Genomic DNA, 19436 nt, shown 5'->3' on the forward strand with positions numbered 1-19436 from the left:
TCCGCCAGGCCTGGCGGGTTTCGTTTTTTGTGCCGTTCAGCACAGCGGTAACCGGATCGCACGAAGGCTGCCGACATCGGGATACCCCTACAGGTAACTGGTGATGGCCGGCGCTTCCGACCAGTTGTCGTGTTTGCCGTCCACATAGGTGATGGGGGCTGCGGCCAGTTCTTCGGGCGTGGCGTCTTCCAGGCACCCCAGGTTTACACCGTATATGCGCTTGCCGTCGGGCGTCTTGCCGATGCCGAAAGCGCGCACCCCGCAATGCCTGCAGAAAAAGTGCTCATTGCGCATGGTGTTGAACAGGTATTTGGTCAGTTCTGCCTGACCCGACAGCAGGCGGAAGTCGTCAGGGGCAACGATGGCCGGCCAGAACCGGTTGCGTGAGCAGATCGAGCAATTGCATCTGTACGTGCTGATACTCAGATCAATGTCGGCCTCGAAGCGGATGGCGCCGCAATGGCAGCTGCCGTGAAAAGTCTTTTTCATGGGGCTGTTAAAAATCAGGGTTTGGAATAGCTGAGCTCAGGATACCAGTCGCCGCCCCGGCCTTCAGGCGTGCTGTCCAGGATGGTCCAAAGCGGCATCAGGTCGGGCGCGCCGCGCGGGTCCTGGCCCGGGTCTGCGGTGCTCATCCCCATCTCGCCGCTCCAGAAATGACGCATGCTGCCGTCGCGCCGCGTGAAGACATTGAAGGCCGGCTCGTCCGCGTCGTCTGCGCTCACATAGTCGCGCGTGTAATCGCCACTGGTATCCGAATAAAGCCTCAGGTGACGCCAGCCGCGTTCTTTCTTGAACGCCAGCAGGCGCGCGATGGGTGAGCGCGCCACCACCACCAGTGCGATGCGCTGCGCAACATCTTCGGCTTCGCCGTCCCAGGCCGACAGCAGCGAGGTGCACATCGGGCAAGGCTGTTTGCGCTGGGGCCCGAACATGTAGCTGTAAACAGCCAGCGTTTGCTTGCCTGCGAACAGTTCCGACAAGCGCACCGGGCCGTCTTCGCCTTCAAAGGCGTAGTCTTTCGGCAGCACGCCGCCGGGCGGCAGCTCGCGGCGCTGCAGCGCCACTTTTTCGATGTGGCGCCTGAGCTCGATCTCCTCGGCGAGGAGCGCGTCACGCGCGCGGCGGTAGTCGCCACTTTCGTTCGGAAAACGAACCCCGTTCTTCTGCGCCAGTTCGTTTGCCGATTTCAGTGCTTGCTGTGTGCTCATGGTCACTCTCCAGCTAGTTGGTTTGTGTGACGCTTTGTTGGCCGGGCCGGAAAGCGCTACTTCACCCGGCGGTATGTCGCCGTCATGAAACGCTTCCAGCTGCCGTCCGGCTGCAGCGTCTGCGAGTGCAATGTCCGCTCGTTCTTGCTTTTGATGGTGATCACGTCCTGGTAACGCACCGTTTTGCCGTCGCCGGCAAAGCTGGGGCCTTCGGTGTCCAGCGTCAGCACCTTGCCGGCTGCGTCCAGTGTGCCGCGATAAATCCACATGTGCGACATCATGGAGCCGGTCCAGCTGCCGAGGTAAGTCTTTTTCTCCACGTCGTAGCCCAGGGTCATCAGCATCTCGGCGGTGCCGCCTCCGGGCATGGTGCCGGTGCCTTCACAGACCACCCACAGCCCGCCGAGGCTGCGCACGTGTTCAGTGCCCGAACTCTTCATGACCTGCGCGTCGGGGCCCATGTCGCACTCACCCTCCATGGTCCACTCGCCCAGCAGCTGGTCCAGCCACTGGTGTTCCTTTTGCGGTTTGCTTTCCATTCAACAATCTCCTAAGGGCAAAAAAGAGCGGCCGCCCCGTGGCCGGCGTGCATCCGATTTCATGCAGGCGTGTTCATGAGGCCATCTGCGGCAGGTCGGACCACACCGGTCTTACCTCGATCGTTGCCGCCTTGGCCATTGGGTGACTGGCGGCAATGTCAATCGCTTCCTGTTCGTCGGCGCATTCAATCAGCCCATATGCAGCCATTTTTTCCTTGCTGTTGGCGAAGGGGCCGGCGGTCAGTACGCGTTTGCCCTCCCGCACACGCACCGTCGTCGCTTCCCCGGGCGGGCGCAGCGGGTTGCTCTGCTTCAGGATGGCGCGTTTTTCCATGTCCTTGACCCAAACGCCGATCTCGCCGACCAGTGCAGGCGTGGGTACAAAGGACGCGTCGTGGCAGATGATCAGCAGATATTGCATTCGGAAGCGCTCCTTCAAGGCATGGGCAGCGGGTTAATCACCATCCACGAAACACCGAAGCGGTCCACCACCATGCCGAAAGCCGTGGCGTAGAAAGTTTTGCCAATGGCCATCTGCACCTGCCCGCCCGCGCTCAGCGCCTTGAACAGGCGCTCGGCCTCTGCATCTGTCGGCACGGTGATCGTCAGCGAGATGCCCTTGAATTCCGCATTGCCCGAGGCCATGCCGTCAGACGCCATGACGGTTGTTTCGCCAATGCGAAAACTCGCGTGCAGGATTTTTTCTTCGGTGCCGGGTGGCGGCGCGCAGCCGTCCGGGCCCGTCATGGGCTCCGGGTTTTCCTTGAAGCGCATCAGCCCGGTTACTTCAGCGCCCAGCGCCGTGCGGTAAAAGTTCAGGGCCTCTTCGCAGCGACCGTTAAAAAGCAGATACGGTTCGACTTTCATGGTGTGCTCCTTTTGCAATGGTTGAGAAATCAATTGGCGCGCTTGTAGCAGACCTACAGCGCGCGTCCGTCAAAGTGTGTCACTGCAACGCTTGCCAGATCAAGGTTTTCCAGGCAGCGGATATTGATGGCTGCAATCTTGTTGCCCTTGGGGTCTACACCTTCGCCGAAAGGATGGATGCCGCATGTCGGACAAAACCGATGCTGGATGACATGTTTGTTGAAGACGTAGGTGCTGATGTCTTTTTCCGGCGTGAGAAGCCGCAGCTTGTCGTGCGGCACAAACCACAGCAGCGAACCCTTGCGTGAGCAGATCGAGCAGTTGCAGGCCAACGCCCCGGCGAGTTCGCCCTCCACTTCGAAGGCGATGCCGCCGCAGTGGCAGCTTCCCTTGTAGTTCATGGCTCAGGCCTCTGCGTAAGCTTGTTGCAGCTTTTTGATGTCCAGCTTGACCATCTGCATCATGGCTTTCATGACGCGCTCTGTCTTCACCGGGTCCTTGTCGCCCATCATCTTCATCAGCTCGCCGGGAATGATTTGCCATGACACGCCGAACTTGTCCTGCAGCCAGCCGCATTGCTGGATGGTGCCGCCGTCGGAAAGTTTTTCCCACAGATGGTCAACTTCTTCCTGCGTCTTGCAGTCTACAAACAGCGATATGCCTGGCGCAAAGCCGAAGTCTGAGCCGGCGTTCAGCACCATGAACTGCTGGCCCTCGATCTCGAAAGTGCCCGTCATGAACGAGCCTGGCACACCTGGCCCGGTGCTGCCGTAGCGCCGGACATCGCCGATCTTCGAGTTTTTGAAGACCGAGGTGTAGAAATTGAGAGCCTCTTCGGCCTGGGTGCCGAAGGTCAGAAACGTGGTGATTTTTTGCATGCCGGACTCCTTGGAAAAATTTGGAAATAACTCAAAACAGTTGCCGAACCTCAAAATCAACGGTATTGTGTACGGCGTCCACAAGAGAATAGCAAAGATAATGGACGCTGTCCACATTAAACGTAACAAAACATGCCCTTCCCTTCGGTGACCCCGCCTCCCCGCAGCACCTACCGTCATGGCGACTTGCGGCGCGCGCTGCTGGAAGAGGGCATTGAGCTGGCGCGCACGGGCGGGCCTGATGCTGTGGTGCTGCGTGAAGCCACGCGCCGCGCGGGTGTGGCGCCCAATGCCGCCTACCGCCACTTCGCCAGCCGCGAGGCCCTGCTGCATGCGGTGCGCGCGGCGGCGCTGTCCGCGGTGGCTGCGGCCATGGAAACCGAGCTGGCCAGCCTGCCCGCCGGTCTGCCGGCGGCCGACTTCGCCCGCGCCAGTGTTCGTGCCGTGGGCAGCGGTTATCTTCGCTTCGCCCAAACCGAGCCCGGCCTGTTCCGCACCGCCTTTGCCCGCTCCGACGTGTTGATGCAGGGCACGCCAGAAACGCCAACCGCCGGCCCCGGTGGCCTCAATCCTTTCGAACTGCTGGGCGCCGCGCTCGACAAGCTGGTGGAAGCCGGCGTGATGCCGCCCGAGCGCCGGCCCGGCGCCGAGTTTCTTGCCTGGTCAGCGGTGCATGGGCTGGCCATGCTGGTCGTTGACGGCCCGCTGGGGCCAATGATTGGCCCGCAGCTGCCGCAGATTGGGCAGCGCCTGCTGGACATGGTCGAAAAGGGCCTGTGACCGCCGATTAACAATAAAAGGGGTTGTTGGCCCTTATCCCGCGGGCGCGAACAGCTATTAAAAAGAGAGCAAATGCAGTCAGCCGCGGGAAACCATGGCAACGGCTTTTCAGCAAGGCTCAGCGCAGATGGGGCGCCATCTTCTTCTCAAGCAGTGCCACCAGCTCCGGTTGCATGAAGGTGTAGTTGTCTGCAATGTCCAGGCACACCAGTTTCTTACCTTTGAGCTGCGGGCCGAACCGTTGCGCCAACTTGTTGCGGTGCGCGCGTTCCATCACGAAGATCACATCGGCCCAGCGAACCTGCTCCGCATCGAGCGGTGTGTCCGCGTCCGGCGCCAGGCCGGCTGAGTCAGTTTCAATGCCAGGGCGGCCTGCAAACTGCTGCTCCGCCGTGGGACTGCGAAGGCGGTTTCTGCTGCATATGAAAAGTAGCCGCTGCATGCGCACCTGGGTCGTCAGCGCTCAGCGCGCGCGGACTTCGTTGGCGGTGGTGACCAGCAGGCGCAGGCCCAACGCACCCACAATGGCGCCGGCAATGCGGTTCAGCCGCTGCCGCTGGCGCGCGTAACCCGCCTGCACGCGCGGGTGCGAAAATGCCAGGGCCAGAAAGATGTGCCAGCCAAGAGAGTTCAGAAAAACCAGGCCCACAGCCCAGGCCAGCAGCGAGGTACTGGGGTCTTGCGGAAGAGCGGTCGCAAAAACGCTGCCGAAGAACAGCGCCGACTTGGGGTTCATGATGTTGGTGAGAAAGCCCAGCCGAAAGGCAGCATACGGCGCGAGCATTTCAGCCGCCTGCCCATTGGCAGATGCGCCGGAGCGCCACAGCCGCCACGCTACGTAGCAAAGATAGATGCCCCCGGCGACCTGTAGCGCGAAGCGCAGCCCCGGCATGGCCGCGAATACGGCGTTGACGCCAAGAATGGCCAACAAGGCCCAGGTCACCGCCACAGTGGTCACACCGAAGCTGGCATACAGCGCGCTTCTGCGCTGGCCGCCCGCCGCCAACTGGGAAATGACAAGCACATTGGCGCCCGGTGTCACAAGAACAACCCAGTGCAACAGCGCGATCGTGACAAGCGTGGTGAGCATGAGTGAAGCCTTGTTCAGAGAGAAAACAGCCAGCATAGCGGCTTTGCCCGGCCTCGCGGGCAGCCTTGCCAGACTTGTTGTAAAACTGCTTTGGAAGGAATTCAACGCCCATGCCACAACACATTGGAATCGTCGGCTGCTCCGCCGAAGGTGCTGCCCTTTGCTACCGCACTCTTTGCGCCGAGGGTGCACAGCTCCTCGGGCCCCACGCGCACCCAGAAATCTCCATGCACACACCCTCGCTGTCCGAGTATGTGGACTGCCTGGAGCGTGGCGACATGAAAGGCGTGGGCGAACTTATGATCGCCTCCGCCTACAAGCTCACCGCCATCGGCGCCGATTTTTTGATCTGCCCCGACAACACCATTCATCAGGCCTTTGACTATGTAGAGCCGCGCTCGCCCTTGCCCTGGCTGCATATTGCCGAGGTGGTGGCCGACGAAGCCGTGCGCCGCGGTTTTCGCCGCATCGGCATCACTGGAACAAGCTGGCTGGTACGCAGCGAGGTCTATCCCGAAAAGTTCGCTGCGCGTGGCCTGCAATACCTGCGCCCCAGCGATGCAGAGCGCGACGAGCTGGGCCGCATCATCATGGACGAACTGGTGTGCGGGGTTTTCAGGCCCGAGGCGGTTGCCAGCTTCCAGCGCGTCATTGAACGAATGAAGAGCGAAGGTTGCGACGCCGTCGTGCTCGGCTGCACCGAGATCCCGCTCATCATCAACGACGGCAACTCGGCATTGCCCACGCTGGACTCGACACGCCTGCTGGCTCGGGCTGCATTGCAGCGTGCCATCGAGGAGCCGGAGTCGGCCTGAAAACCAATGCGGCTTCTCCTCACGACACTTTGGCAGGCAGTATCCGGCGCGTTGCCGTGGCTCGGCTGGCAAGTGCCATGGCCAGCGCAATCACCACCAGAATCGCCGCCGCTGCAAACGTGACCTGCATTCCGGCAGCAACGGCTTCGGGCGGTGCGGCTGTGATGTCAACAGAGGCCGATGCAAACGCAAACACCGCGCCCATCACGGAGGCTCCGCTGATCAGCCCAAGATTGCGTGAGAGGCTGAGCATGCCGGAAATGACGCCTCGTTGCTCCGGCAACACGTCAACCATGACGGCGGTGTTGTTGGCCGCCTGAAACAGTTGATAACCGGGCGTCAGGACGGCGATGGCAACCATGTAGCCCAGCACGCCGAACATTGCCGGCAGCACGCACAGCGCAAGCGCACCCGCTGCCATGGCAGTGAGTCCAGCAACGGCCGTGAACGGCGCGCCCATGCGGTCCACCAGGCGCCCGGCGGGTACACCGCTCAGTGCGGAGATGATCGGGCCCATCGACATGACCAAGCCAACAAAAGCCAGCTTGAGCCCCAGCCCCTGGGACAGATAAAACGGCCCCACCACCAGAGTCGCCATCATCACCGTCGAGACCAGCACGTTCATGCCAAGGCTCGCACTCAGCATGGGGTCGCGGAACATGGCCAGCCGGATCAAAGGCGATGCCACCCTCGCCTCAGTGAACACGAAGAGGCTGGCCCCAAGGCCAGCAGCCAACAGCAAAACCAGATTGAGCGAACCAAAATTGCCACGCCCCATCGTGACGGCCAGTGCATACGCCGCGAGCGTGAGGGCAAGCAGCAACGTGCCCACCAGGTCAAAACCTGCGCGGGCGCCATTGGGCTTCTGCTGGTCAAGAGGCAGGTAACGGTACGCAAGAAGAAAAGCCAGAATACCCAGCGGCATGTTGACGAGGAAGATAGCTTGCCAACCGAGCCCGGCAATCAGCACGCCACCGAGTGACGGACCGAGCGCGGTGCCAACAGCGGACATGGTGCCAAGCAGGCCCATGGCGCTGCCGGTTTTTGCCTTGGCCACCGTTTCGCCGACAAAGGCCATGGTGAGTGCCATCATGACGGCTGCCCCCAGGCCCTGGGCCGCCCGTGCGCCAATCAGCAGCCAGAGCGTAGGCGCCATGCCGCACAGGCCTGATGCCGCTGTGAACAGGAAAATTCCGGCAAGTAGCAGACGCCTTCGGCCAACAATGTCGCCCAGCCGCCCGACGCTGACGATCAAGGTCGTGATGGCGAGCAGATAGGCCAGCACGATCCACTGCACTTCCTGAAAAGACGCGTTGAAGGCTTGTGCCAGCGCTGGCAGGCCCACGTTGGCGATGCTGGTGCCCAGCGAAGACAGCAGCATCGAGAACGAAAGGCTGGCAAGCGCCCACCGCACCGAAATTACCTGCTTCGAACCTTCGCTTTCACTGCTTGCCGTATCTTGATTTGTATTGATTGACGTCACCATGAACTCCGTTTTCTGGCTCCCGAAATGGAGCTGTCTCAAGCGTAGTTCTTTGTCCGGTGTGGCGGAAGACGCAGCATTTGCATTTTATTCATGCACTCAACGCCATGTCACGGTCAAACTGCGCTATGGTCGGCGCATGACCCTGCCCGACCTCAACCTGCTTGTCACCCTGGACGTGCTGCTTCAGGAAGGCAGCGTTGCACGTGCGGCAGAGCGTTTGCGGCTCAGCCCCTCCGCCATGAGCCGGGCACTGGCGCGCCTGCGCGAGACCACCGGTGACCCGCTGCTGGTGCGGGCCGGGCGCGGCCTGGTTCCCACACCCCGGGCGCTGGAGCTGCGCGAACGCGTGAACCAGCTTGTGCAAGACGGGCAGGCGGTTTTGCGTCCGGCCAAAAAACTCAGGCTCAAGCAGCTGGTGCGCACCTTCACCCTGCGCACCAGCGACGGCTTTGTGGAGAACTTCGGCCCCAAGCTGATTGCCCGCATCAGCCAGGAGGCGCCCGGTGTACGGCTGCGCTTCATGCAAAAATCCGACAAAGACAGCACGCCCCTACGCGATGGCGTTGTCGACCTGGAAACAGGTGTGTTGGGGAAAACAACAGGGCCGGAGGTGCGGGTGCAGGCCTTGTTCCGTGACCGCTTCGTTGGCGTCGTACGCATGGGGCACCCCTTGAGCCAGGGCAAGCTCACGCCGGCACGCTACGCGGCAGGCAGGCACATCTGTGTTTCGCGGCGGGGCCAGGACAAAGGGCCGATTGACGAAGCCTTGAATCCGCTAGGGCTGGAACGGGAAGTCGTCACCATAGTCGCGGGGTTTTCGGCAGCGCTGGCACTCGCCCGAACGTCCGACCTGATTGCCAGTGTTCCCGAGCGGCACACCGAAAACCTGCGCGCCGGCATGTACAGCTTTCCCCTTCCAGTCTCCGTGCCGGAGATCACGGTCTCGCTGTTCTGGCATCCGCGGCTGCATGCTGACCTGGCGCATCGCTGGCTGCGCGGCTGCGTACGCGACGTTTGCGCAGACCACCCCGCAGATTCAACAGCGCCCTGATCCGCTGCCAGGGCGCATCGCCGTCAGACCAGGGGGCAGAAAATTTGTCGTCCCTCGTCTGTCGGCCGCGCAGTTTTCTCCGGATACATTACGGGGAACAAAAAAGGGAGGAAGCTTGCATGCCAGCCTGCGCCATCAGTCCATCGGATCGCCGCAAACAAGTCAGCCTGGTAGGCAACGACCTGCTCAGGCACTACGGCAAAAACCCCTATTACACCGTCGAGCAAGTTAAAAACGCCAACCGCCGGCAAGGCATCAAGGCCGACTTTGGCTGCTGGTCTCATGCCACCTTCAACACCCACGAAGACTTTGACAGCTACCACGAGTCCATAGGCGAGAGCTGCGACTACCTGTCCATGAAGGGCGACATGTTGTCATCGGTCAGCACCGGGGGCGACAGCTCGTGGTTCGACCTCGACCTCTCGTGGCTGCAATTTCCCGATATAGACCTGTCGGCTTTCGATTTCTTTGACATTTGATACATCCAGGCATCACATGAACACACCCGCCCGCCATCTCATCTTTCACGGCACCATCGTGCTGCTGTTCGGCTTGCTCTGCGGTGGCCCTTACGCCAGCGCCATCAAACGCCAGGCCGCTGCGCACATCGTCCACTCCTGGCGCGTGGCCCATGCCAGCCTGCCAATGGGCGCAACAGTCATGCTTGCGGTCGGCGCACTGCTGTCGCACCTGGCAGGTGGCGCGGCCCTGCACTGGTTTATCGCCGTCTCCCTCATCGTCTCGTCGTACGCCTTCTGCTTCTCACTGCCCCTGGCCGCCCTCGCCGGCCACCGTGGTTTGTCATCGGGCGGGCCGCTGTCGGCACGGTTGGTGTTTGCAGGCAACCTGCTGGGTGCTTGGGCATCGGGGCTGGCTGCAGCGGCGCTGGTGTATGCAGCTTATGTTTCGTTGTAGGCTATCGCGATAGAGAAATCATGATCTACCTGATGGGGCTGCACTCCGAACGCGAGCCCAGCCCCGTGTTCAAGCAATACTACAAATCCTGACACCGTGGCCAACGACCGAATTTCCAAACTGCTCGAAGACATACGTCTTCTCGATCCTGAACGCTTCGAGCTTGTGCAGGCGCTGAGAAAAATCATTCTTGGTCTGGATTCCTCAATCACCGAAGAGGTGAAATACGGCGGCTTTCTGTTCTCCGCTGGAAAGCCATTTTGCGGAATCTTCTCCTATGCAAAGCACGTTTCCCTGGAGTTCGGTGAGGGCGCATCACTTCCAGACAAGTTCAAGGTGCTTGAGGGCGAAGGCAAGTTCCGCCGCCACATCAAATTGTCATCGGCTTCGGATATCACAGGCAAGCATGTCCGTGAATATCTTGTTCTAGCGCTCAAGCTGGCAGCGAAGGCGTGAGAGTCTATTGCAACAAGATCTGATCCAACCATCAGTCAACAATTTATTCGTCGCTGAATGAGTGAGAACTCGCCAATTCCCGAATACCGAACCTCCTGGTATGGACGGTTCGGCTATTTGATTATGGCGACCGCGAGTTCCGTAATGTTTGCGCCGATGGCGCTGCTGTTCTTGCCTGGCCCTTTTGGTTCTCAGCTATCTATTCCATTGGCAGCGCGGGTAGTTGCGGGACTCTCGTTATTCCTTTTGGGCTGGCTACTTCTGCTTTGCCTGCGCAGGTTGCTGGGTCCCGGCCGGCGAGTTGCGATCTATCCACGCGGGTTTATCTACCAGGGTCTTTTTGGTGCAGTGCGCGTGCTTTGGGCCGACATCGATTCATACTGGCTGGGCTATGGCGGCCGGTCTCCGTTCCTGTTTCTGTACGTGAGGCTGAAAGACGGCAGCGGAAATCGCAAAAGAAAATTCAAACTGGATGTGTCGGGCCTGAACCCCGGAGCTGAACAACTGACTGAAGAGTTCTTGAAACGAACAGGGCTCAAGCCGAAACCTTCAACGACGTACTGACCCGACGGACTCACTCCACCGTTGACCACCTATTAACGTCACGCGTTCAAAACACGGCCTCCCCTCTACCCATGCTCTTGAAAGAAGCACCATGACCCGTCAAATCGTATTCACCCCCAAGGCAGCCAAGCCGCCGCCGTCATACAGCCAGGCAGTCAAGGCCGCGGGCCTGGTTTTTGTTTCGGGTACAAGCCCGGCTGACCCTGCTACGGGCGCGTTCAAGGGCACAACCATTCAGGAACAAACCCGGCAGTGCCTGACCAACATACAGGCCATTCTTGAGGAAGCGGGCAGCTCCCTGGACAAGATCGTCAGTGTCACGGTTGTGCTGGCGGACGAAGATGATTTCGCGGGAATGAACGAGGAGTGGCTCAGGTGGTTCCCTTCGAATCCGCCCGCCCGCCAGGGCGCCAAGCTGCCCGCGCGCGTTCCTGGCCTGAAGGTGTCCGTCGCAGCCATTGCCGAGGCCTGACCACTCTGCCCCTTACGTCCAACTTTGGCGGCACAGAGTCGCCACTACTCCGTACACCTATGCAAGTTGAGCACTCCGTCCTCGTCAACGCGGCGCCCGAGCGGTTGTTCTCTCTTTATGCCGACGTTTCCAACTGGAATCGCTGGGATCCAGACACCAAGGCCTCATCCATAGGTGGGCCGTTTCAGGCCGGAACGCGCGGCTCTCTCACGCCAACGAAGGGCAACACTGTCCCCATGCTTCTTACGTCGGTAGTTTCGGATCGCTCGTTCACGGTTGAGGTCAGGATTCCTCTTTTTCGCATGGTCTTCGAGCATGAACTACTGCCCATGGAAGAGGCCACCAAGGTCATTCATCGCGTCACCTTCTCAGGCGCGCTCGCGTTCCTGCTGGGGCGAGTCATCGGTTCGCAATTGAACAAAGGCCTTCCGGTCACGTTAGCCAAGCTGAAGGCGTCGGCCGAGGCCTGACGCTTTCATCCCGGGGTGGTTCGACAGCAATGGCAGTAGCATCCATGTCGGACGCCTAGTGTTCGAAGACCTGATTCCCAGTCCATGAAACCCACTCCCTCCATTCGAATTGCAGCCGCACAGACAGTCAGCACAGCGGGCGATGTCGCCGCGAACGTGCGGACGCACACAAAGTTCATCGAGACGGCGCATCAGGCACAAGTCGACCTTCTCGTCTTTCCCGAGTTGTCGCTCAGTGGCTACGAGTTGCCGCTTCTCCAAGACTGCCGCCTGCAGCCCGACGACAGCCGTCTGGCGCCCATCCGGGACCTGGCGCAAAAGACCCGCATGACGGTGGTTGTCGGCGCACCCCTTGACCGCGGCGAGGGCGTTGCACCCTCCATCGCTGCCATCACGTTCTTGCCGGACGGAAGTACCTCGGTCTATTGCAAGCAATACCTGCACCCCGGCGAAGAGAGGTATGTTGTTGAAGGTGCAGCGGGTAGCCATAGCCATGCCTTTTTTGACAAGTCGTTTGCGTTGGCAATCTGCGCTGATACCTCGCACGAACAACACGCTGTGAGCGCGGCAGCTACCGGGGCGTCACTCTATCTGGCGAGCGTCCTTGTGTCGGAGGCCGGTTATGCAGCCGACTCTGCCAAGCTGCACCGCTACGCCACCGAACTCAACGTCGGCGTACTCATGTCCAATCATGGGGGGCCCTCTGGGGGCTATGTCTCCGCAGGCAGAAGCTCATTTTGGGCACCGGGTGGAAAGTTGGTTGTCGCAGCACCCGGCGCCGGCGATTTTCTCGTCATTGCCTCTCATCGCGCAGGAGAATGGAGCGGCGAGGTACTCGCGGCATAAAGCTGATCCCTCCTGACGTCCAGACCGCGTTCCGGCGCTCGCTCACTTCCACCTCGCGCCACAGTGAATCTCAAGCCGTAGCCTGAGCGGGCAGTTTCGCTCAACGCAGCGGCTTCGCCACAAAACCCACCACCAAGCCCTTGGGCGTCACGGTGATGGTGCTGGGCTCCAGGCCCATGCCGTCAGTCAAGGCCAGGTCTTTGGGCTGCAGCTGGTGCAGCACCACATCCTGCAGGGTTTGCTCGGCCAGCGCCGGGCCGTAAGCCTCAAGAATTTCCGCCTGCCGCGCGGGCATGCCTGAAAAGCGCAGGGCGTTGACTTTCAATTGATGCGCGCGAATCGACTGATCGGCGGCTTCATAACGCAGCGCGAAGTCCAGATCGAACACGCCGTTGTGGCGGTCGGGTAGCGCTGGGCCGCTGGCTTCCATTTGAATGGCGGCACCCAGGCGGTTCTGTTCAGGCAGCAGTCGCAGGTTGGGCGTCTGCATGTCTATCGCAAAGAAGCTGCCGGCCTTGTAGCGCCGCGGAAACCGTTTGCCCAGCGCCTCGCGCATTTGTTCGGTGGTAACGGTGTAACCAGACTGAGCCTGCGCCGCGCGCAGTGTCGAAGCCGCAGCCCAAACAAGACTTGCGCCCACCGCCAGCTGCAACACCGCGCGGCGCTGCATGGCTTCTCCTTCCGGATGCTCGGGTTGCTGCGCGGCTGCAGCACAGGAAGAAGCAGGGAACGTGGTGTCGGTGTTCACGGTGCGAGTGGCCTGAAATTTCATGGCAGTGTTCAAGTGGTCAAGTCAGCAAGGCTAAGCAACGGGCCCGCCTTGCGATGTAGGCCGATGCCCGGCTTGCAGGCAGGTTGCACGCCCGCCCGCCGCGCGCAGAGGAGGATGCACCGTTTTTGACCTGCACACCTTGTAACCTGCATACACGCATGGCCACATAAGCTATACACCCGCGACACCTCATCAGGGCCTACTGGCATGGCCCGGATGTCTTACCGACCGGGTGTCAGGATATTTTCATGAAAACGACGCTACTCGTGCTGGCTGCTGCAACCCTGTCGGGCTGCGCGGTGTACCCAGCACCTGCCTACGAGACCTATGAGACGCCGATGGTGGTGCCTTATGGGGTGGTCCAGCAGCCCACCTATATCTACGGCGGGGCATACCACTATGGTTATCGCTCCTATCCGCGTACTTACAGCCGGCCGTACCAGCAGGTGGCTCCGGTACCCATGGTGCCGCAGGTGCACGTGCCGCACCCCGGCCATGGCGTGCGCGAGAGCATTCACGACCGCTTGCGCGAGGGGCCTCCGCTCCCGCGCCTGCCGGGTCTGCCGCGCCACCGCAGATAAAGCCGATTTAAGGTGTTTTGACAAAATTCATAAGCAAAATCGCCGCTTTCCCCTTATTCGACGGGCGCTGATAGCTATAAAAACAATAGCGTCTGGTGATGACGCATTCATTTCTCTCTACTCGGTCGGCGGTGGCTCAGTTGCCTCCGGCATTTTGAGGACACGCTGGATGGTGTGGAGCAAATCGGCGTTCGATGTCGAGGCCTTGAGCAGCACCGCATCCGGCCGCGATCTTCCGCCCGGGAGCACATCGCTTGCCGAGAAGACAATCAGCGACGGCCGGGGGTCCAGCGTATCAATAACCTCGACCAGATCCCACCCCGACTCCTTGCCCAGGGAGAGGTCCAGCAGGACCAGGTCAAACGGTTTGCTCAGCAGGCATTCGCGCGCCTCTGCAAGCGTGGCGGCAAACTCGAAGCTGGCGAAGTCCGCTGCAATGGCCGCGGTGATGTGCTGGATATCCAGGTCGTCTTCAACGTGAAGAATGCGCGGCTTCCTGCCCTTGAGCGCCGAGACGGCGCGCTGCATTGACGAGATGAGCCGGTCTTCGTCAATCGGCTTGGGCAGCCATTCAGACACCGCCGAAGGCCGTTGATCAAGTTTGAGTTCTCCCTGGCCTGGCAGTGCGGAGATGACCACGACCGGCAAAGACATGGTTTTTTCGTCGTTCCGCAGCGCGTCGAGAAATTCGCCGCCCGTCTGGCCGGGCAGCTTCAGGTCCAGCGTCACGGCGTCGAAGCCGCCCCGCGCCAGAAATTCGGACGCCTGCTCGGCGCTGTGCGCCATGTCCGAGTCGTAGCCGGCCTTGTCAAGCATGATGCCGATCAGCCTCGCCACATCAACGTCCCCCTCGCAGATCAGAATGCGGGGCCGCCGCGGCGGTAGCGGCTGGCCGGGCAAGGTTGTCACGGGCAGTTTCCATTCCGGCAGCTCGAAGAAAAACGTTGTGCCTTTTCCGGATTCGGTTTCAAAACCGATACTTCCGTCCATTCGTTCCACGATGGCGCGCGAAATATTCAACCCCAGGCCAGTACCGCTTTTTTGCCGTGTGTCCGACGAGTCCGCCTGTGAGAACTTCTGGAAAATGCGCCCACGAAACTCCTCGGGAATTCCGGGGCCGTGATCGTGTATCTCTACCCGCACACCCAGGCCCTGGCGCTTGACATGAACATCCACGGTGCCGTCTGCAGGTGAAAACTTCAGGGCATTGGACAGCAGGTTGGTCACAACCTGGGTCAGCCGGTCCGGCTCCACGTTGACATGCATGTTCTCGTCTTCACAGTGAAGCGCCAGGCGCACCCCGGTTGCCAGGGCAAATCCTTCGTTTGCGGCAACCGCCTGCGTGATCAGGGGGACCAGCGGCACCGGCTGCAGTTCCAGCTTCATCTTGCCGGACTCGATTTTTTCAATGTCCAGAATGTCGTTGATCAGGCGAATCAGGCGTTCGCAATTGCTTTTGGCAATTCCGACCAGGCTCTGCACTGCGTCCGGCAGCTTGCCCGCGACACCGCCGGCTATCAGGCCAAGCGAACCTCGTATGGAGGTCAGCGGCGTGCGCAGCTCATGGCTCACCGTCGAGACAAACTCGTTTTTCAGCTGGTCAATCCGCTTGAGCTCAGTGATGTCGGTCGCCAGCGAATAAAAACCGATCACCTTGCCTTCATCATCGTCATCGCCATAACGCGGAAAATAGTTGACCACGAAGTGGCGACGACCGCCACGCGCCACGCGTTGCTTGCGTTCATAGACGACCGGATAGCCAGCCAGCACTTCTTCAACCTTCGAACGCAGGGTTTTTTCGTAATATTCGTCGCCCATGAGCTCCCGCATGGTCTTGCCCAGCAGTTGTTCACTTGTCAGGCCGAAGGCGTCCTGATAGGCCCGGTTGTGAAAACGGCAGCGTTGCTCAGAGTCGACGTAAGCGACCAAGGCCGGGATGGTGTCCGTGATTTCATGCAGCAGCCGCTCGCTGGCGCGCAGGTTGTCGGTGGAGCGGCGCAGCGCTGTCGTGTCCCTGCCAGTTCCCCGGTAACCGGTGAAGCGCCCGGAGGCGTCGAAGATGGGCACCCCGCTGATGCTCAGGTAGCGGACCTCGCCCTTGGAGTCAAGCCGGGTCACTTCAAAATCCCGGAAGGCTTCATGCCTTTCAAGCAGTGCCTTGTGTGCCGCCCACACACTGTCATCCATGCCCACATGGGCAAGCTCCCAGCGCAGTTTGCCAATGCTTTGTGCACTCGTCACGGACGCCATGTCTGCCACATCGCCCGAGATCTGGACAAAGCGAAAGTGTTCGTCCTGCTCCCAAAACCAGTCGTTGGAAAGCTCGACCAGCGCGCGGAAACGCTCTTCGCCTTCGCGCAGTATTTGCTCGGCGCGCTTGCGTTCGGTGATGTCCTGCATCTGGGAGATGAAGTGCAGCGGCGTTCCGTCAGCACCCCGCACCAGTGAACAGGTCAGGTGAGCCCACACAATGTGGCCCGACTTGTGCAGGTAACGCTTTTCCCGCTGGTAGGTTTCAATTTCACCGGCCAGTGCACGCTCGCGCTGCAGAAGGTCTTCCGCCAGGTCTTCCGGATGGGTGACGTCGAAAACGGCCGTGGTCAGCAGCTCGGCCTTCGAATACCCCAGCATGTCGCTGAACGCCTGGTTCACGCGGAGCCTGTGCGAATCAAGCGCCAGAACGGCCATGCCGATGGCTGCGTTTTCGAAGGCGCTACTGAAGTGCTGGTCGCCTTCAGTGCCGGGGTCTCCGTTCGCGGGTGCCTGCGCGCCTGCCTGCCGCGCCAGGTTTTCATTCAGACGCGTCAGCTCCGCGATGCGCTCGTGCAGGCTTTGGTCTTTCTGTTGCATGCTGTCCTGCGTCTCTTTCCCTTGTTGCGGGCAATCCACGGCCACCTGTCTATCTTGAACCTTGCCAGCTTGATTTGACACCTCCCGGCACGGCAATGGTATGTGGGATTTCCCGCCATCTCGATGATGCGCAGAGTACTCCTTCCCTGGTGGTATGCCTAGTGCAGTGTTGCACGCTATCTGGAACATAAAAATGCGTCTTTTGTGCCATGGCTGCGTTGCAAATCCGCGCGATACCTGGGGTATCGCTGTGGTTTGCGCCTTGCCCTGACTCAAAATCCATCATTTTTATTTGTCCCATCAAGCATGCAACACTGCACTAGCGCGGTGCTGCAGGTGGCCAGTGCTTGACACTTCGCCTTTTAGCCATGGAATCGGCCAGTAGCCCAATGTCTATGAGTGCAAGCAGCTATGAAAACAGGAGGGACAGGCTGTCGTTGCGGGAAGCCCGCGCTTGGCGCATCATTGGCAGCAGGAGGAATGGGCATGATTTTCAGTCACGCAAGTGATATCTGGGCGCACCACCCCGAGCTGGTACCGGGTGCGATGGTGATACAGGGTGTCAACCGGCATGCAGCCGTGGACAAACAGGTCGCGCGTTTCAGCGCCATGGCCGCGGCCCGGCTGGCAGCCAACGCAGAAGGCGAGCTGCCGGAAATCAAGGCCTGGCGCGCCACGTTTTCGATCATGGGGCTCAAGCCCACCAAATACCGCTGCGCGGCAGAAGCATTGCTGCGCCGCCTGCGCAAGGAAAACGAGCTGCCGCGCCTGCACCCATTGGTGGACTTGTGCAACGCCATCTCGGCCGCCTTTGCCATTCCCATCGCCGTATTCGACATCAATAAAATTTCCGGCGACCTCGAAGTGCGCTACGCCACCGGCACCGAAAACTACGAAACCTTCTCCGGCGAGGTCGAACACCCCGAGCCCGATGAAATCATTTTTGCCGACGTGGCCGGCAGTGCCCACGCGCGCCGATGGACCAACCGGCAAAGCAGCCTGTCAGCCGTCAGCGCCGGCACCACCTCAGCATTGATCGTGGTCGAAGCCCTGCATGACCTGGCCTCGCAAGACGTGCGCACACTCCTGGCCGCCCTCATGCAGGAAATATCGGCCGCGTGGCCGGCGGCCAAGTCCAAGGCCCGTGTGCTCACGCGCTCCAAACCGCACTTTGAATTTGAAGCGGGGCAGGCAACGCACTGACACACCGATGGCGCTTCGGCCTACACGGGGCGCGTGAATTTTTTAGAGCCCAACTGCAACGGCTGAAGTATGTACAAGACACACATGTAAAGCGAATGCGCTGTCTTGAAACAGCATGTGTGTTGTGTCCCCGGCATGTCTTTGTGAAGCGTTGAACACTGGATCATCATGATTTTCAGCTGGTCACAACATGCTTACTCAAAGGACTCTCATGAACAAATTACTTGCCACCTTGATCGCTACCCTGGTTACCGGCGCTGCATTTGCACAAGTCACTGCACCCGCTACACCTGCCACACCAGCTGTGCCTGCTACTGCCGCAACAACGAAGGCAGAAGTCAAAGCCGACAAGGCCGTGGCAGCTGCAGTGAAAAGCGAAGCCAAGGTGGATGCCAAGGCCGACGCCAAGGTTGAAAAAGCAGAAATGGCAGCTGACACTAAGAAAGCCAAAGCTGCCGCTAAAGCCGACAAGGTAGATGCAAAAGCCGCTGTCAAAACCGGCAAGGCCGATGCAAAAGCAGACAAGGCCACCATCAAGGCCGATGCCAAGCTGGAAACTGTCAAGACTGATGCTGCAGCCACCAAGGCCAATGCCAGCATTGAAACCAATGCAGTCAAGGCAGAAGGCAAGGCCGACGCGAAAGCAGCCGGCAGCAAGTAATTGCGAAGTGGTGGCTGTTAACAGCTGCCAAGTCGAAACAAAAAAAAGACAGGCCTGGCCTGTCTTTTTTTATGGGCGCATGTCGCCTCAGAACTTGAATCGAAAAAGCGGTTTACCGCCCCACCACCGACCAACCCGCATGCAGGTTGCTTTTGTCGTTCTCGTATTCCCACGCCGTGCCGCAGCGGTCACAGCTGTATTTGGTCACGTTGACCAGATGGCCGCCGCGCTTCTCCTGCCGGTTGGCGCCCTGCACAAGCTCGGGGTGGCCCGGGGCTTTGCGCCAGTTGCGCTGAATACCGGCGCATGAATCGCACAGCACCATCTTTTTCAGTTCGTTTTTTCGGTTCAGGTCTTCGGTCATGGTGCTGCTCTGGCGTTGCTGGGTATGCCCCATTGTCGCTCCAGGTACCGGGCAGGCGGTTTTTACCCGCGGTCACGGCCAGAACACCCCGCGCAAAGCAGGGGCTTGACTTCGAGTGCGCTCGAAGTTTTACAGTCAATGCATGACCACCGCACCCACCGTCTCTTTAAGCATTGCCGAAGCCGCGGAAGCCTCGGGGCTGAGCGCCTACACGCTGCGTTATTACGAACAGATCGGCCTCATTGCGCCGATTGACCGGCGTAGCGGCGCGCGCCGCTACAGCGACGCCGACATGCGCTGGCTCGAGTTTCTGGTGCGCTTGCGCGCCACGGGCATGTCGATGCGTGACATGCAGCGCTACGCCCAGCTGCTGCGCAAAGGCAATACCGCCGGCAGCCTGGCCGAGCGGCAAACCTTGCTGGAAGAACATGCCGCGCGACTGGAAGCCGGCATACGCGCCCAGCGCGAAACCCTGCAGTACATCCGCAAAAAGATCGGCCTGTACGAAGAACTGCGCGTTGTACCCAAACGCGCCTGACCCAGCCATCTACCCACTCCACTTACC

Annotated in this window: 27 protein-coding genes; 14 read left to right on the top strand and 13 right to left on the bottom strand. The window is 60.3% G+C overall.

Annotated features, from left to right (window positions below; all coding sequences use genetic code 11):
- Positions 1-87: 87 nt before the first annotated feature.
- The 7 genes from B0B52_RS18695 to B0B52_RS18725 form a co-directional block, all read right to left on the bottom strand.
- On the bottom strand, positions 88-489 hold the full coding sequence (locus tag B0B52_RS18695; protein ID WP_077595181.1) for a GFA family protein: 402 nt from the start codon (positions 487-489) through the stop codon (positions 88-90).
- Between the two features lie 14 nt (positions 490-503).
- Positions 504-1211, bottom strand: coding sequence for a DUF899 family protein (locus B0B52_RS18700; RefSeq protein WP_077595182.1), 708 nt, complete (start codon positions 1209-1211; stop codon positions 504-506).
- A gap of 56 nt (positions 1212-1267) precedes the next feature.
- Entirely contained in the window at positions 1268-1750 is a 483-nt protein-coding gene (locus B0B52_RS18705) for a DUF1579 domain-containing protein (protein WP_077595183.1), read from the bottom strand.
- 73 nt (positions 1751-1823) lie between these two features.
- Positions 1824-2171, bottom strand: coding sequence for a YciI family protein (locus tag B0B52_RS18710; RefSeq protein ID WP_077595184.1), 348 nt, complete (start codon positions 2169-2171; stop codon positions 1824-1826).
- Positions 2172-2185: 14 nt separating this feature from the next.
- Complete coding sequence (locus tag B0B52_RS18715) at positions 2186-2617, bottom strand: VOC family protein (RefSeq protein ID WP_077595185.1); 432 nt, start codon at positions 2615-2617, stop codon at positions 2186-2188.
- A 53-nt stretch (positions 2618-2670) separates the two neighbouring features.
- Positions 2671-3018, bottom strand: a complete 348-nt coding sequence (locus B0B52_RS18720; RefSeq protein WP_077595186.1) for a GFA family protein — start codon at positions 3016-3018, stop codon at positions 2671-2673.
- A gap of 3 nt (positions 3019-3021) precedes the next feature.
- Positions 3022-3495, bottom strand: coding sequence for a VOC family protein (locus B0B52_RS18725; RefSeq protein ID WP_077595187.1), 474 nt, complete (start codon positions 3493-3495; stop codon positions 3022-3024).
- 132 nt (positions 3496-3627) lie between these two features.
- On the opposite strand from B0B52_RS18725, the gene B0B52_RS18730 reads away from it, so the two are divergent.
- A complete protein-coding gene (locus B0B52_RS18730; protein WP_077595188.1) occupies positions 3628-4275 on the top strand; it encodes a TetR/AcrR family transcriptional regulator in 648 nt (215 codons plus the stop codon).
- Between the two features lie 118 nt (positions 4276-4393).
- Here B0B52_RS18730 and B0B52_RS18735 read toward each other — a convergent pair whose 3' ends face one another.
- Both B0B52_RS18735 and B0B52_RS18740 read right to left on the bottom strand, forming a co-directional pair.
- Positions 4394-4717 (bottom strand): low molecular weight protein tyrosine phosphatase family protein, encoded by a 324-nt coding sequence (locus B0B52_RS18735; RefSeq protein WP_077595189.1) that lies wholly within the window; start codon positions 4715-4717, stop codon positions 4394-4396.
- Positions 4718-4738: 21 nt separating this feature from the next.
- Positions 4739-5365 carry a LysE family translocator gene (locus tag B0B52_RS18740; protein WP_077595239.1) on the bottom strand — a complete coding sequence of 209 codons (627 nt, stop codon included), beginning with the start codon at positions 5363-5365 and terminating at the stop codon, positions 4739-4741.
- Positions 5366-5475: 110 nt separating this feature from the next.
- Between B0B52_RS18740 and B0B52_RS18745 the strand changes: the two genes are divergently transcribed.
- Positions 5476-6180, top strand: coding sequence for an aspartate/glutamate racemase family protein (locus B0B52_RS18745; protein ID WP_077595190.1), 705 nt, complete (start codon positions 5476-5478; stop codon positions 6178-6180).
- Between the two features lie 19 nt (positions 6181-6199).
- Here B0B52_RS18745 and B0B52_RS18750 read toward each other — a convergent pair whose 3' ends face one another.
- Complete coding sequence (locus B0B52_RS18750) at positions 6200-7666, bottom strand: MFS transporter (RefSeq protein ID WP_077595191.1); 1467 nt, start codon at positions 7664-7666, stop codon at positions 6200-6202.
- Between the two features lie 136 nt (positions 7667-7802).
- Between B0B52_RS18750 and B0B52_RS18755 the strand changes: the two genes are divergently transcribed.
- The 8 genes from B0B52_RS18755 (at position 7803) to B0B52_RS18790 (ending at position 12440) form a co-directional block, all read left to right on the top strand.
- Positions 7803-8717: a LysR family transcriptional regulator gene (locus B0B52_RS18755; protein WP_077595240.1), complete on the top strand. Its 915-nt coding sequence runs from the start codon at positions 7803-7805 to the stop codon at positions 8715-8717.
- A 119-nt stretch (positions 8718-8836) separates the two neighbouring features.
- Positions 8837-9196, top strand: coding sequence for a DUF6559 family protein (locus B0B52_RS18760; protein ID WP_077595192.1), 360 nt, complete (start codon positions 8837-8839; stop codon positions 9194-9196).
- Between the two features lie 16 nt (positions 9197-9212).
- Entirely contained in the window at positions 9213-9632 is a 420-nt protein-coding gene (locus tag B0B52_RS18765; RefSeq protein WP_077595193.1) for a hypothetical protein, read from the top strand.
- Positions 9633-9728: 96 nt separating this feature from the next.
- Positions 9729-10088: a DUF1801 domain-containing protein gene (locus B0B52_RS18770; RefSeq protein ID WP_077595194.1), complete on the top strand. Its 360-nt coding sequence runs from the start codon at positions 9729-9731 to the stop codon at positions 10086-10088.
- Positions 10089-10145: 57 nt separating this feature from the next.
- Positions 10146-10652, top strand: a complete 507-nt coding sequence (locus B0B52_RS18775) for a hypothetical protein (RefSeq protein WP_077595195.1) — start codon at positions 10146-10148, stop codon at positions 10650-10652.
- Positions 10653-10743: 91 nt separating this feature from the next.
- Positions 10744-11124: a RidA family protein gene (locus B0B52_RS18780; protein WP_077595196.1), complete on the top strand. Its 381-nt coding sequence runs from the start codon at positions 10744-10746 to the stop codon at positions 11122-11124.
- Positions 11125-11183: 59 nt separating this feature from the next.
- Positions 11184-11594: an SRPBCC family protein gene (locus B0B52_RS18785; protein ID WP_077595197.1), complete on the top strand. Its 411-nt coding sequence runs from the start codon at positions 11184-11186 to the stop codon at positions 11592-11594.
- 84 nt (positions 11595-11678) lie between these two features.
- Complete coding sequence (locus B0B52_RS18790) at positions 11679-12440, top strand: carbon-nitrogen hydrolase family protein (RefSeq protein ID WP_077595198.1); 762 nt, start codon at positions 11679-11681, stop codon at positions 12438-12440.
- 100 nt (positions 12441-12540) lie between these two features.
- Here the strand turns inward: B0B52_RS18790 and B0B52_RS18795 are convergent, their stop codons facing one another.
- Positions 12541-13212 (bottom strand): DUF1439 domain-containing protein, encoded by a 672-nt coding sequence (locus tag B0B52_RS18795; RefSeq protein WP_254425770.1) that lies wholly within the window; start codon positions 13210-13212, stop codon positions 12541-12543.
- Positions 13213-13460: 248 nt separating this feature from the next.
- Between B0B52_RS18795 and B0B52_RS18800 the strand changes: the two genes are divergently transcribed.
- On the top strand, positions 13461-13793 hold the full coding sequence (locus tag B0B52_RS18800; protein ID WP_139352010.1) for a hypothetical protein: 333 nt from the start codon (positions 13461-13463) through the stop codon (positions 13791-13793).
- A 117-nt stretch (positions 13794-13910) separates the two neighbouring features.
- Here B0B52_RS18800 and B0B52_RS18805 read toward each other — a convergent pair whose 3' ends face one another.
- Complete coding sequence (locus B0B52_RS18805) at positions 13911-16643, bottom strand: PAS domain S-box protein (protein ID WP_168173592.1); 2733 nt, start codon at positions 16641-16643, stop codon at positions 13911-13913.
- 486 nt (positions 16644-17129) lie between these two features.
- Here B0B52_RS18805 and B0B52_RS18810 point away from each other — a divergent pair, with 486 nt between their 5' ends.
- Both B0B52_RS18810 and B0B52_RS18815 read left to right on the top strand, forming a co-directional pair.
- Positions 17130-17846 (top strand): B3/4 domain-containing protein, encoded by a 717-nt coding sequence (locus B0B52_RS18810; protein ID WP_077595242.1) that lies wholly within the window; start codon positions 17130-17132, stop codon positions 17844-17846.
- Between the two features lie 211 nt (positions 17847-18057).
- On the top strand, positions 18058-18507 hold the full coding sequence (locus tag B0B52_RS18815) for a hypothetical protein (RefSeq protein WP_077595201.1): 450 nt from the start codon (positions 18058-18060) through the stop codon (positions 18505-18507).
- 112 nt (positions 18508-18619) lie between these two features.
- Here the strand turns inward: B0B52_RS18815 and B0B52_RS18820 are convergent, their stop codons facing one another.
- Positions 18620-18871 carry a hypothetical protein gene (locus B0B52_RS18820; RefSeq protein WP_077595243.1) on the bottom strand — a complete coding sequence of 84 codons (252 nt, stop codon included), beginning with the start codon at positions 18869-18871 and terminating at the stop codon, positions 18620-18622.
- Between the two features lie 142 nt (positions 18872-19013).
- Between B0B52_RS18820 and B0B52_RS18825 the strand changes: the two genes are divergently transcribed.
- Positions 19014-19409, top strand: coding sequence for a MerR family transcriptional regulator (locus B0B52_RS18825; protein WP_077595202.1), 396 nt, complete (start codon positions 19014-19016; stop codon positions 19407-19409).
- Positions 19410-19436: the final 27 nt, after the last annotated feature.

The sequence above is a fragment of the Polaromonas sp. A23 genome, assembly GCF_002001015.1.
Taxonomy (GTDB): domain Bacteria; phylum Pseudomonadota; class Gammaproteobacteria; order Burkholderiales; family Burkholderiaceae_C; genus Polaromonas.

Coding starts and splice junctions, on each gene's coding strand:
- B0B52_RS18695 (WP_077595181.1), bottom strand. CDS start 489: ATGAAAAAGACTTTTCACGGCAGCTGCCATTGCGGCGCCATCCGCTTC.
- B0B52_RS18700 (WP_077595182.1), bottom strand. CDS start 1,211: ATGAGCACACAGCAAGCACTGAAATCGGCAAACGAACTGGCGCAGAAG.
- B0B52_RS18705 (WP_077595183.1), bottom strand. CDS start 1,750: ATGGAAAGCAAACCGCAAAAGGAACACCAGTGGCTGGACCAGCTGCTG.
- B0B52_RS18710 (WP_077595184.1), bottom strand. CDS start 2,171: ATGCAATATCTGCTGATCATCTGCCACGACGCGTCCTTTGTACCCACG.
- B0B52_RS18715 (WP_077595185.1), bottom strand. CDS start 2,617: ATGAAAGTCGAACCGTATCTGCTTTTTAACGGTCGCTGCGAAGAGGCC.
- B0B52_RS18720 (WP_077595186.1), bottom strand. CDS start 3,018: ATGAACTACAAGGGAAGCTGCCACTGCGGCGGCATCGCCTTCGAAGTG.
- B0B52_RS18725 (WP_077595187.1), bottom strand. CDS start 3,495: ATGCAAAAAATCACCACGTTTCTGACCTTCGGCACCCAGGCCGAAGAG.
- B0B52_RS18730 (WP_077595188.1), top strand. CDS start 3,628: ATGCCCTTCCCTTCGGTGACCCCGCCTCCCCGCAGCACCTACCGTCAT.
- B0B52_RS18735 (WP_077595189.1), bottom strand. CDS start 4,717: ATGCAGCGGCTACTTTTCATATGCAGCAGAAACCGCCTTCGCAGTCCC.
- B0B52_RS18740 (WP_077595239.1), bottom strand. CDS start 5,365: ATGCTCACCACGCTTGTCACGATCGCGCTGTTGCACTGGGTTGTTCTT.
- B0B52_RS18745 (WP_077595190.1), top strand. CDS start 5,476: ATGCCACAACACATTGGAATCGTCGGCTGCTCCGCCGAAGGTGCTGCC.
- B0B52_RS18750 (WP_077595191.1), bottom strand. CDS start 7,666: ATGGTGACGTCAATCAATACAAATCAAGATACGGCAAGCAGTGAAAGC.
- B0B52_RS18755 (WP_077595240.1), top strand. CDS start 7,803: ATGACCCTGCCCGACCTCAACCTGCTTGTCACCCTGGACGTGCTGCTT.
- B0B52_RS18760 (WP_077595192.1), top strand. CDS start 8,837: ATGCCAGCCTGCGCCATCAGTCCATCGGATCGCCGCAAACAAGTCAGC.
- B0B52_RS18765 (WP_077595193.1), top strand. CDS start 9,213: ATGAACACACCCGCCCGCCATCTCATCTTTCACGGCACCATCGTGCTG.
- B0B52_RS18775 (WP_077595195.1), top strand. CDS start 10,146: ATGAGTGAGAACTCGCCAATTCCCGAATACCGAACCTCCTGGTATGGA.
- B0B52_RS18780 (WP_077595196.1), top strand. CDS start 10,744: ATGACCCGTCAAATCGTATTCACCCCCAAGGCAGCCAAGCCGCCGCCG.
- B0B52_RS18785 (WP_077595197.1), top strand. CDS start 11,184: ATGCAAGTTGAGCACTCCGTCCTCGTCAACGCGGCGCCCGAGCGGTTG.
- B0B52_RS18790 (WP_077595198.1), top strand. CDS start 11,679: ATGAAACCCACTCCCTCCATTCGAATTGCAGCCGCACAGACAGTCAGC.
- B0B52_RS18795 (WP_254425770.1), bottom strand. CDS start 13,212: ATGAAATTTCAGGCCACTCGCACCGTGAACACCGACACCACGTTCCCT.
- B0B52_RS18800 (WP_139352010.1), top strand. CDS start 13,461: ATGAAAACGACGCTACTCGTGCTGGCTGCTGCAACCCTGTCGGGCTGC.
- B0B52_RS18805 (WP_168173592.1), bottom strand. CDS start 16,643: ATGCAACAGAAAGACCAAAGCCTGCACGAGCGCATCGCGGAGCTGACG.
- B0B52_RS18810 (WP_077595242.1), top strand. CDS start 17,130: ATGATTTTCAGTCACGCAAGTGATATCTGGGCGCACCACCCCGAGCTG.
- B0B52_RS18815 (WP_077595201.1), top strand. CDS start 18,058: ATGAACAAATTACTTGCCACCTTGATCGCTACCCTGGTTACCGGCGCT.
- B0B52_RS18820 (WP_077595243.1), bottom strand. CDS start 18,871: ATGACCGAAGACCTGAACCGAAAAAACGAACTGAAAAAGATGGTGCTG.
- B0B52_RS18825 (WP_077595202.1), top strand. CDS start 19,014: ATGACCACCGCACCCACCGTCTCTTTAAGCATTGCCGAAGCCGCGGAA.